The 12,461-nt window shown below is 47.3% G+C and carries 5 protein-coding genes; all 5 read left to right on the top strand.

The window, feature by feature from the left end:
• The first annotated feature begins 91 nt into the window (after positions 1–91).
• The gene (locus AC1XUF_RS23290) at positions 92–2,503 is read left to right on the top strand and encodes an ABC transporter permease (protein ID WP_483344252.1); all 2,412 of its coding nucleotides are present in this window, start codon (positions 92–94) and stop codon (positions 2,501–2,503) included.
• A 108-nt stretch (positions 2,504–2,611) separates the two neighbouring features.
• Positions 2,612–5,014, top strand: coding sequence for an ABC transporter permease (locus AC1XUF_RS23285; protein ID WP_483344251.1), 2,403 nt, complete (start codon positions 2,612–2,614; stop codon positions 5,012–5,014).
• Positions 5,015–5,128: 114 nt separating this feature from the next.
• Positions 5,129–7,597 carry an ABC transporter permease gene (locus tag AC1XUF_RS23280; protein ID WP_483344250.1) on the top strand — a complete coding sequence of 823 codons (2,469 nt, stop codon included), beginning with the start codon at positions 5,129–5,131 and terminating at the stop codon, positions 7,595–7,597.
• A 2-nt stretch (positions 7,598–7,599) separates the two neighbouring features.
• Positions 7,600–9,996: an ABC transporter permease gene (locus AC1XUF_RS23275; protein WP_483344249.1), complete on the top strand. Its 2,397-nt coding sequence runs from the start codon at positions 7,600–7,602 to the stop codon at positions 9,994–9,996.
• Between the two features lie 31 nt (positions 9,997–10,027).
• On the top strand, positions 10,028–12,460 hold the full coding sequence (locus AC1XUF_RS23270; RefSeq protein ID WP_483344248.1) for an ABC transporter permease: 2,433 nt from the start codon (positions 10,028–10,030) through the stop codon (positions 12,458–12,460).
• Position 12,461: the final 1 nt, after the last annotated feature.

Below are 12,461 nucleotides of genomic sequence, written 5' to 3'. Positions count from 1 at the left end.
TTAAGTTATAATTTTATGATAATGAGCGGTTTGTGTGAGTGGCACAAATTTATTACCAAAACAAAATCCGATCGTAAAAGCCGACAAAATTATGCTAAGAAACTACCTCAAAATAGCATTTCGTAGTCTTTGGAAATACAAGACTAACTCATTTGTCAGCATCGCAGGGCTCGCGATCGGCATGGGCTGCTTCCTGTTACTTGCTACTTATATCTTACATGAGGTCAGATACGACCGTTTTCAAACCAACGGGGATAGGATCGTCCGTGTTAACCTGTTTTACCAATCGGGCGATGGGGCGCCGGAGAATCTGGCCATCACACCCACCGGGGTAGCGCCAGTTTTTTCAAGAGAATTTGAGGAAGTTGAAACCGGGGTTAGAATTTATGCATTCAGTGGATCCGGGGCGGTCGCTGTCCAGTATGAGGGCCAGTCTTACAATGAGAAAAAAGTCCTTTTTGCGGATTCGTCGTTCTTTAAAATCTTCTCCTTTCCATTTGTAGAAGGAAACCCCCGTACAGCCCTGGCCCAGCCGAATACCGTCGTGATTGACGAAAGTACAGCGCGAAAATATTTCGGGACCCAGAGTGCATTAGGCAAATCCGTAAAAATGAACGACAAGTACACCATGCAGGTCACGGGCGTGGTAAAAGATATCCCCTCTTATTCCCATATCAAGTTCAGCTGGCTCGGTAGTTACAGTACATTGCCACGCTCCAAAACCGAAGCCTTTGATTCAGCCAACGACTACACTTACCTGTTGCTGCGACCTCATGCAAGTGTCAAAGCGCTGCAAGCCAGGATCGACAGGTTCACAAAGCAGAACCTGAACGATCCGCAAAATCCGGCTTTCAAGGTGCGGCTGGAACTGGAAGCATTCAACGATATCCATTTATATTCAAAGGCAGGCAACGGCCTGGAACCTTCGGGCGATTACAAATACATATATGTACTTTCCGGTGTGGCTGTGCTGATCCTGCTGATCGCCTGCATCAATTTTATCAACCTTGTGACGGCCCGCGCTGCCATTCGCGCACGAGAAGTGGGTGTCAGGAAAGTCATGGGGGCCGTCAGGATGCAGTTATTTCGTCAGCATTTGCTTGAGAGTGCGATCATTACGGTTACCGCAACCGTTATTGGGGTGATGATTACGGTAATCTGTCTGCCTGGGTTAAGTAACCTGACTGGCAATGTGCTCGATCTGAAAGTGTGGCCCGGCTACTCTTTTCCGCTGGTTTTACTGGGGATGATTTTTGTGGTTACGATCTTGTCGGGAGCTTACCCTGCGGCAGTGCTCTCCCGGTTCGAGCCGATCAAAGTTCTAAAAGGCCCTCTGTTGTCTTCGTCAGGGAATGGAGGATTAAGAAGTTTTCTGGTGATTTTTCAGTTCGCCATTTCTATGCTGTTTATCATTGCCACCATCATTGCAAACCAACAGCTCTACTACATCCAAAATAAAAACCTGGGCCTTAATCCTTCGCAAATCCTTGTGATGGACCTGAGCTCGGGAATTCCAGCAGGCAAGCTTGCCGCCATCAAAGGGGAACTGCTGGGCAACGCCAAGGTTAAATCGGTCACCGCCTCGTACGATTCACCGCTCAATGTGCAAGGAGGATATTTTATTGCCGCAAGCGATAAACCCGAAAATGAAGGAATGAATATTACCGCCATTCCGGTGGAAAAGGATTTTGTTCCGACTATCGGGATGAAACTGGTTGCAGGCGAGAATTTCAATGAAACGGACATTTTACAAGCTACAAAAGATAGTTTTGAATTGAGGACCTACGCGTTTATCCTCAACGAATCTGCGGTAAAGGCGCTTGGCTGGACACCCGAAAAAGCCCTTGGTAAAGCAGTCAATATGAATGGCAGGAAAGGTAAGGTCAAAGGCGTTGCGCAGGATTTTCATTTCAGGTCGTTGCACGAGAAGATCGGGGCCATTGCGATCATACCGGAGTACAATTATTTTGGTAAAATTATGGTCAAGGTTTCGGGCAGCGATGCAACGGAAGCCATAGCATTGCTCAGGAAAAGCTGGAAAGAAAATTTCCCTTTAAGACCGTTTGAGTACCATTTCCTCGATCAGGAATTTGATGAAATGTATAAAGCTGAAAATAAGGTTTCGACTATTCTGGAACTGTTTTCTACCATAACTGTCCTGATTTCCTGCCTTGGACTGTTTGCCCTGATCGCCTTCATTGCTCAGCAGCGCACCAAAGAAATTGGGGTGAGAAAAGTCTTAGGTGCCTCTGTAGCCAGCATTGTCGTATTGCTTTCCCGTGATTTCCTGAAACTGATCGCTGCCGCAATCATTGTAGCATCTCCTATAGCCTGGTATTTTATGAGCGAGTGGCTCAAAGATTTTGCTTACCGCATCCAGATCAACGCCTGGGTTTTCCTGTCGGCGGGGTTGATCGCCATCGTCATCACGTTACTGACAATCAGTTTTCAAAGTATCAAAGCCGCCTTGGCCGATCCTGTCAAGTCGTTGAGAAGCGAATAGATTTCAAGCGTTTAGCTATTCAGGTATAAATGGAATATTAAGTAATTGACATAGACATTCACCATTGAAAGCAGAAAAGTAAAAGGCTAAGTACTAAAATAAAAAGTCATGTTCAGAAACTACCTCAAAATTGCCCTCCGGACGCTGTTCAAGCATAAGATGTTCAGCATCATCAATATATCGGGTGTGGCCATCGGACTTGCCTGTTTTTTGCTTTTGGCCTTGTATGTGAAAGACGAGCTTAGTTACGACCGTCATCACCAGAATGCAGACCGCATTTATCGTTTGTCCAGAACATTCCTTTCCAAGGACGGGACCGAATCTTTACGTCTCGGCCATGCTGCCCCGCCTTTTGGTCCGTTGATCCAGCAGGATTTTCCGGAGGTGGAACAGGTAGTGAGGATGATCGACGTCGATGCAGTGGTCAAATACAAAGACAATTCGTTCAGGGAGGAAAATATGTTTGCGGCGGAAAAGAACCTTTTCAAGGTATTCACCTTCAAAATAGACCAGGGCAATCCCGGCAAAGCTTTGGAAAATCCCTTCTCGATCATGTTTTCAAAGCCCATGGCTGAGAAGTACTTCGGAAAAGAAGACCCTATGGGAAAAATCGTCAGGCTGGACAACCAATTGGATTATACAGTTACCGGGGTTTTTGAACCGCTGCCCGCTCAATCCCATTTTCACCCTAATTTCCTGGTTTCCTTTTCAACGTTAAATGATCCAAGGGTTTACGGGGCAGAGGGATTGCAACGGAACTGGGGAAACAATTCTTTTTCAACCTTTTTGCTTTTGCCTGAAAACTATGATCCGCAAAAGCTGATCAAGGCATTTCCTGCTTTTCAAAATCGCCGCATTGAGCCGAATGCTTCAAAATATTCGGTTTTGAACCTTACGAAACTGACAGATATTCACCTGTATTCGCACCTTGATTCCGAAATTGAAGCCAACGGGGATATCCAGTACGTATACCTTTTTTCGGCAATCGCGCTTTTCATATTGATCATTGCCTGCATTAATTATATGAACCTGGCGACTGCAAAATCGGCTACCAGGGCGAAAGAAGTTGGAATGCGGAAAGTAATTGGCGCGGTCCGCGCGCAGCTGATCGGCCAGTTTTTAAGTGAGTCGGTATTGCTGGTGATTGTTTCCGTGGTGCTGGCTTTGCTGATGGTCGTGCTGTGCTTGCCGACACTCAATAACTTCACGCAAAAGGACTTGACAATCGGAGCTTTGCTAGATCCTTCTTTTCTGACAATCCTAACCGGTATAACCCTTTTTACCGGTCTTGTCGCAGGTAGTTATCCTGCCTTTTTTATGACGTCATTTCAACCGATCAGCGTCTTGAAGGGAAAGATTGCCTCTGCCTTGAAAAACGGCAAGTTAAGACAGACATTGGTCGTTGCGCAATTCGCAATTGCGGTTGTGCTCATGATCAGTACCACGGTTGTTTATACCCAAATGAGATATATCCGGAATTATAAATTGGGTTTCTCCAAAGACCAGGTCATCGTATTCAACGTCCCCGACGATTCGGCCACCAATTTTGAAAGTATCAGACAAAGATTGAAAGAAGATGCGGGTATCAAAGAAGTGGGGCGTTCCTCCCGTATTCCTTCCGGTCGCTTGCTGGATTCCTGGGAGGCGTATGTCATGAAAGGCGATACCTTCGCACCGACTGATATCACCATCAAATCCCTGTCCGTTGACGAGGATTTTATCCCGGCTTACCAAATCGAAATGGCGGCGGGTCGTAACTTTTCAAGGGATTTTTCTACCGACAAAACGTCTGGTTTTATATTGAATGAAACCGCTGTCAGACTTCTGGGATGGAAGGACCCCGCGGATGCGATTGGGAACCGTTTCGGCTATGGCGAAATGCGTGGCCAGATTATCGGCGTTACCAAGGACTATCACTTCGAATCATTGCACCAGAAGGTAGCGCCTATTGCCATGTTTAACCAGCCCGGACGACTGGGCCGTGTATCGGTCCAGGTGGCGGGGGGTAGCCTGAAACAGGCAATCGCTCATATCGAATCTGTCTGGAACAGCCGCTTCCCCGAAATGCCTTTCCAATATGAATTCCTGGATCAGCGTTTTGGCAAATTATATGCAAGGGAGCAGACACAGCAAATGCTTTTCGGCATTTTTGCAGGCATTGCGATTTTCATATCATGCCTCGGTTTACTTGGGCTTTCGATGTTCATGGCCGAGTTGCGCACGAAGGAAATCGGCGTCAGAAAAGTGTTGGGCGCGTCCGTAGGGAGTATCGTAACCTTATTGTCACAGGACTTCCTGAAACTGGTACTGATCGCCATCGTCATCGCTTCCCCGATTGCCTGGTATGGTATGCGGAACTGGCTGCAGGATTTTGCCTATCATACCGAGATCAACTGGTGGGTATTTGGGCTGGCGGGGATTATTTCCATAGCTATTGCGCTGTTTACCATCAGTTTCCAAAGCATCAAAGCAGCGCTGATGAATCCGGTACGGTCGCTGAGGTCCGAATAGTAGTGCAATGGGTTAAGGGTCAAAAGGTCAATGGTTAAAGGTTTTTATCCATTTATCGGCCAGCTGCCCTCAACCTTTTAACCGGTTAACCCTTAACCCATTTACCCTTTTTCTATGTTCAAAAACTATTTCAAAATCGCCCGCCGGAACCTTTGGAGAAATAAGGCTTTTTCGGCTATCAATATCTTTGGCCTTGCACTGGGAATGGCTGCGTGTTTTTTTGTTTTTCAATATGTTTATTTTGAAAAAAGCTACGACCGGTTTAATACCAATGCAGCGAATATTTACCGTGTTCCCATTTCATATTCGGGCAGCATGGCCAATGTGCCCACCACCGCGGCCAACCACCCGGCAGTGGGGCCGAACATGAAAAAGGATTTCCCCGAAGTAGTGGATTACACGCGGCTTGTAGGTGTATCGCTGTTTATGAATGCTACCACCATGTCTTACAGCGAGGGCAAAGCGGAACCCAAAACCTTTAATGAGGGAAATATCTTTATCGCAGACGCTTCATTTTTCAAAGTATTCTCTTATCCGTTGATTTCCGGCGACAGAAAAAGTTGTTTGTCGGCCGAAAGATCCATTGCAATCTCTGCATCCACCGCAAAAAGGTACTTCGGCAAGCAGGACGCAGTCGGCAAGATCCTCAAACTGAATGGAAATCTCCCTCTGAAAGTGACTGCTGTTTTTAAGGATATACCCGAAAATTCACATATCAAATTCGATATGCTGATCTCTTTTGAAACGGTAGGCCATGAGTGGGGCTTCAATGAGTGGACCTGGCCTGAATTCTATAATTATGTGGTACTGGCACCCGGTACGGATGTCAGGAAACTCGAAGCGAAATTTCCGGCTTTCATTGAGAAATACCTGGGTGCGAAAATGAGGGAACTCAACTTCCGGTCGCACTTCGAATTGCAGCCCATTACCGATATTCATCTCAATTCCAATTTGCTGAAAGAGGCGGAGGCCAATGGAAGTCAGAAAGAAATCTATTTCCTGGCGATCATCGGCGCATTTATCCTTTTCATTGCCTGGATCAACTACATCAACCTGTCGACCGCCAAATCGATGGAGCGGGCCAAGGAGGTAGGTCTCCGTAAGGCGGTGGGGGCCATTAAAAATCAATTGGTCGCCCAGTTCCTCCTCGAATCCGTGATCATTAACATGATCGCATTGGTTGTTGCGGCTGGTGTCATTGTCGCACTCGCGCCGCTGTTTAACCAGTTCATCGGGAAGGAGATCAGCGCCGGTTTCTTTTCGACCGGACTCGGAAGTGAAAGCTATTTCTGGCTGGTGGTTTTAGGCGTTTTCTGTGCCGGCGCTTTGCTGGTGGGAGCCTATCCGGCATTTGTATTATCTTCTTTTCTTCCTGCCAAAGTGCTGAAAGGCCTGATCGTCCAGTCGAGGTCGGGTATTTCTTTGAGAAGGGTGTTGGTCTCTTTCCAGTTTACCCTTTCGATTATCCTGATCGCCGCCACATTCGTGGTTTTCAAGCAGTTCAACTACATGCGAAACGGGAACCTGGGTTATAAAAAGGACCAGGTACTGATCGTGAAGGCGCCGGTGGTTGCAGACACGACCATTTTTCAGAAATACGATTACTTTAAATCCGAAATATTACAGGAATCTTCGGTTTCCAATGCTACGGCCACTTCCGACATCCCGGGCAACATGATCCGCTACCGCAATAGTGTGCGCAGGGCTAACCAGGACAAGCAGCATAACTTCACCACTTACCTGATGGAGGTGGACGAACATTTCATTCCCACCTATAAGATCGAAATGGCCGCCGGGCAGAATTTCAGGGAGACGGACCATTCCAAAATGGACTCAGCAAGTGTCACGAACGTCATGGTCAATGAGGAAGTCGTGAAAGGGTTGGGTTACAGTTCGCCGGAGGAGGCGGTTGATAAGAATATCAGGTTCACATTAGGCCGTTTCGACCTGAGCTGCAAGATCGTCGGGGTAGTGAAAAACTTCCACCAGCGATCGCTAAAGGAAAAGTTTGACCCGATCCTGTTCTATTATCCCAACCGCACGGACTGGAAATTTATTTCGGTTAATGTAAAAGGAGCCGATGCGTCCAAAAGCATTGCCCAGCTTGAAAACCTCTATAAAAAAGCATTTCCCGGAAACCCGTTTGAATATTTCTTCCTGGATGAATATTTCAACCGCCAGTACCAGGCCGACAGCCGGCTGGGGAATGTATTCGGGTTGTTTTCGGTACTCGCTATCATTGTTGCCTGCATGGGTTTGCTCGGGCTATCCAGCTTTGTAATTAAATTAAGGACCAAAGAAATTGGGATCCGCAAGGTATTGGGTGCATCTGTGAGCGGCTTACTGGTATTGATATCCAAAGACTTTGTAAAACTGGTTTGCATTGCTTCCGTGATTGCAATTCCTGTTATATACTTCACTGCCAATGCCTGGCTCGAAAGCTATGCATTCCACATGGGGCTTGGCGTATCCATATTCCTGATACCGCCCGCGCTATTGCTTGGGTTGACATTGCTCACCATATGTGTCCAAAGCCTGAAAACGGCATTAACCAATCCTGTTAAATCGTTAAGAAGCGAGTAGCCATGTTTAAAAACTATCTGAAAATCGCCTTCCGTAACCTGCTGAAAAGCAAAGGGTATTCTGCTATCAACATTACCGGGCTGGCGGCAGGGCTGGCTGTGGCAATCATGATCGGGCTTTGGGTCCAGGATGAATTTGCGTTTGACCGCTACCATGAAAATTACGATCGCATTGCCAAAGTAGTGGAAAAGGATGTGGTTGAGGGGCGCAGCGTCGGCGGTCAATATACCTCCTATCCCCTCGGGGAGGAGTTGCGCGATCATTATCAGGCCGATTTTAAATATGTTGTACAATCCTCCTGGACAGACGAGCATATTCTGGCATATAAAAACAACAAGTTTACCAAAAACGGGAATTTCCTGAGCGCTGTAGCGCCACACATGTTCACATTGAAAATGCTTGCGGGCACGCGTGACGCATTGAAGGACCCGTACTCGATTATGCTTTCCGAATCCGTATCAAAAGCATTGTTCGGTGCAGAAAATCCGATGGATAAGGTCATCAGATTGGATAACCAGCATAACCTGAAAGTGACAGGCGTTTACGAGGACCTGCCATACAATACGGAGTTCCGTGACCTGACATTTATCGCGCCCTGGGATTTATATGTCGCTACGCAGGACTGGGTCAGATCGGCCCGGGATAACAAAGAGTGGGGCAACAATTCCTGGCAGCTGCTGGTGCAGATCAATCCGAATTCGGATTTTAATACCGTATCCAAAAAAATTGCCAACCTCAAACTGGACCATTTGCCGGATGCCAAATTTTATAACCCTCAAATTTATCTGATGCCCATGCGGCAATGGCATTTGAATGGTACCTGGGACAGCCACGGCCAAATCGAATCGCGGATTAAATACGTCTGGCTTTTCGGCGCGATCGGTCTTTTCGTGCTCCTGCTTGCTTCCATCAATTTTATGAACCTGAGCACAGCGCGCTCCGAAAAACGCGCCAAAGAGGTAGGTATCCGCAAGGCGATCGGCTCCATGCGCGGACAGCTCGTCCGCCAGTTTTTCAGCGAGTCTTTGCTGGTGGTTTTTCTGGCATTTGTACTTTCAATTTTGCTCGTGGCCCTGTTTTTGCCGCTCTTTAATGACATCGCCGACAAGAAAATCGCGTTTCCCTTCGATTCTCCTGTGTTCTGGCTTTCAGGCTTGTTGTTTTGCCTTGTTACCGGAATCATTTCAGGAAGTTACCCGGCTTTGTACCTGTCGTCGTTCCAGCCGGTGAAGGTTTTGAAAGGCACTTTTCATGCGGGACGTTTTGCAGCAGTACCCAGAAGAGTGCTCGTCGTGCTGCAATTCACCGTTTCGATTACATTGATTATTGGTACTACTGTTGTTTACAAACAAATCCAGTATGCCAAAGACCGGCCGGTTGGCTACGACCGCCAGGGGCTGATCACCGTTGAAATCAATACGCCCGAACTCCGCAGTCAATACAATGCATTAAGAAACGCGCTGCTGGAAACTGGCGCGGTGACTGAAATGTCGACGTCATCGGCTCCTGCCACCAGCCTGAACTCAAGAAATGGTGGTTTTAGCTGGGACGGAAAGGATCCGAATTTCCGTGCACAGTTTGGGACGATTGCTGTGACGCATGATTATGGGAAAACCGTCGGCTGGGAGTTTATCGGAGGCCGTGATTTTTCAAGAGCGTTTTCTACGGATTCTTCGGGCATGGTGCTGAATGAGGCGGCTATGAAATATATGGGTTTTAAAAATGCCTCGGATATTGTAGGGCATACTGTTAAATGGAACGACACGCCTTTCACGGTGGTGGGGGTGATCAAGGATATGCTCATGGATTCGCCATTTACGCCGGTTTACCAAACGGTGTACATGGTTGACTACAACTGGGCCAATGTGATCAATATCAAATTGAATGGCGGCAAGTCAGCCAGTGAATCCTTGAAGAAAGTGGCAAAAGTATTCCGCGAACTCAATCCGGGAAGTCCTTTCGATTATAAATTTACCGACCAGGAATATGCATTAAAATTCGCCGACGAAGAACGAATTGCTAAACTGGCTTCTGTCTTCGCGACCCTGGCGATCCTGATCAGTTGTCTTGGTTTATTCGGCCTGGCATCATTCACCGCCGAGCAGCGTACCAAGGAAATCGGTGTCCGCAAGGTGCTGGGCGCTTCTGTGGCGAATCTCTGGACTTTACTTTCAAAGGAATTTGTAATTCTGGTGGCGATTTCATTTGTCATTTCCGCGCCGATCGCCTGGCAATTACTGGATGGCTGGCTGCAGAAATACGATTACCGCACCAACATTTCCTGGTGGATTTTTGCGGCGTCGGGTATCGGTGCGCTCATGATCACATTAGGGACCGTCAGCTATCAGGCAATCCGGGCGGCGATTGTGAATCCTGTGAAATCCTTAAGAAGTGAATGACCATACGTGACACTATAAAAAAATTGTCCCAATGTTGAAATCCTACCTAAAAATCGCCTTGCGGACGCTTGTTCGCTATCGGAACTACACGATCCTGAATATGCTCGGTCTTTCGATCGGTGTGGCCGCCTGTCTGCTGTTGTATGTTGTTTACAGCTACGAATCCAGTTTTGATAAATTCCACAAAAATTACGACCGAATCTATCGCATTGCGCGGAAGACACAATATGCAAGCGGACAAACTGAGTACACGCCTGGCAATCCTTTGCCTTATGAAGCAGCACTTAAAGTAGACATTCCGCAGATCGGCACGATCGTCCCAGTTTTTGGTACCGTTGATCCTCAGGTCACAGTGCTAGGTAAGAATGCGGACAGCCAGCTGACGGACAAGAAGTTTAAAGAGGATAATGAAGGCCTGGTGACGGTTCCGGAATTCTTTGATTTTTTCGATTTCGCCTGGTTAAGCGGCACAAAGGCTGTTTTGAAAGAACCTAACGTGATCGTGCTTTCCCAAAGAAAGGCGGAAAAGTATTTCGGTAACTGGCGGGGTGCGATGGGTCAGTTTGTCAAGATCAATAACAAAACGGTTATGAAGGTGGCAGGCATACTTGAAAACCCGCCCCTGAACACCGATATGCCGGTCGACATCGTGATCTCTTATGAAACGAAACGCAGGAAGCCTTTGGAATTTGGCTGGGGCGGGTTTGACGGCTGGGGTAGTACCAGCAGTAACGATCAGCTATTTGTCATTTTGCCGGAAAAGGTGTCCGCCAAGTCGATTGAAGCCCAACTGGTCGGTTTTGTAAAGAAACATTACGGGGACAGAAAGGACAATACCAAAATCACACAATTCCTGAGCCCATTGTCCGATCAGCATTACGATAGCCGGATCAATAACTACTCGGGCCATCAGATCAGCAGAAATGTGCTGTGGACACTTGTAATTATCGGTGTTCTGATCATCGTTATGGCCTGTATCAACTTTATCAACCTTGCGACCGTCCAGTCGGCCAGACGATCCAGGGAAGTTGGGGTCAGAAAGGTATTGGGAAGCAGCCGTGCAGAACTGATACGCCAGTTTTTGAGCGAAACATTTTTGATTGTGGTAGGTTCTGTTGCATTGGGTGTGGTGATAGCTGTACTGAGCATGCCCTTGCTGGGCCGAATTTCAGAAGTGCCGGCCGGACTTCCGGTCGTAAATAATCCCGGGATCTGGCTGTTTGTGCTGGCATTATCCCTTTTGGTAAGCTTTGTTGCAGGATTCTATCCCGCCATTGTAATGTCTGGTTTTCAGCCGATCGAAGCCATTAAAAGTAAGATTGCGAACCGTTCACTGGGGGGCGTTTCGCTGCAGAAGATACTCATTGTGATCCAGTTTGGTGTTTCCCAGATATTGGTAGTAGGTACCATTGTCACCATCAGCCAAATGAAGTTTGTAGGGAACCTGGATCTTGGATTCACGAAAGAAGGCGTTTATACGGTCGCGCTGGATGACGCTTTTGGCAGTCGTCTTCAATCGTTCAAGAATGAGTTATTGCAAAACCCGGAAATACAGTCGGTGAGTTTCTCTTCCGATGTTCCTTCCTCAGACGATAACTGGTCGGGTAATTTTGCATTCGGCAACAGGGGGAAGGACGAGGATTTTCAGGTATTCAATAAGTTTGCTGATGAAGATTATTTCAAAACATATGGATTTCAGTTCGTGGCCGGAAAAGCGTATGAAAAAGGCGATTCGACAGGTGCCTGCGTCGTAAATGAAACGTTGCTGAAAAAAGTGGGTATCAAAAACCCGCAGGAGGCGATTGGAATGAACATTAGAATGGGAGGCGGCAAGTGGGAACCCATCGTGGGCGTTGTGAAGGATTTTAAAGCCAACTCCGCGCGTGAGGCCAGCAAACCAATCCGTATAGCACCATTGCACGAGTTTTATTGGAAGGGAGGGATCAAAATCCGGACCACCAACATCGCGAAGTCCGTGGACTACATTCAGAAAACTTATGCCAATGTTTTCCCCGAAGTGGCTTTCCAGGGCAAGTTTTTCGACGAAAGCATTGAAGAGTTTTATAAACAGGAAAAGCAGATCAGCCTGCTTTACCAGATTTTTGCCGGGTTATCCATTTTTATAGCATGCCTGGGATTGTTCGGCCTGGCTACTTTTATGGCGCAGCAACGTATGAAGGAGATCGGCGTCAGAAAGGTATTGGGCGCGTCGGTCGCAGGGATTGTCGGGCTGCTTTCCAAAGATTTTCTGGTACTCGTATGCATTGCTATCTTGCTTGCTTCCCCGGTGGCCTGGTACCTGATGGACAAATGGTTACAGGACTTCGCTTACAAGATCAGCATCAGCTGGTGGATGTTCGCCAGCGGCGCTGTGATGGCGGTTGTCATCGCATTTGTGACCGTCAGCTTCCAGAGTATCAAGGCGGCATTAATGAATCCTGTGAAATCACTTAAAAGCGAATAGT

It is taken from the genome of Dyadobacter sp. HNCC25DJ185 (assembly GCF_056895195.1).
This window is presented reverse-complemented; position numbering and strand designations above follow the sequence as displayed.

Coding starts and splice junctions, on each gene's coding strand:
- AC1XUF_RS23275 (WP_483344249.1), top strand. CDS start 7,600: ATGTTTAAAAACTATCTGAAAATCGCCTTCCGTAACCTGCTGAAAAGC.
- AC1XUF_RS23285 (WP_483344251.1), top strand. CDS start 2,612: ATGTTCAGAAACTACCTCAAAATTGCCCTCCGGACGCTGTTCAAGCAT.
- AC1XUF_RS23290 (WP_483344252.1), top strand. CDS start 92: ATGCTAAGAAACTACCTCAAAATAGCATTTCGTAGTCTTTGGAAATAC.
- AC1XUF_RS23270 (WP_483344248.1), top strand. CDS start 10,028: ATGTTGAAATCCTACCTAAAAATCGCCTTGCGGACGCTTGTTCGCTAT.
- AC1XUF_RS23280 (WP_483344250.1), top strand. CDS start 5,129: ATGTTCAAAAACTATTTCAAAATCGCCCGCCGGAACCTTTGGAGAAAT.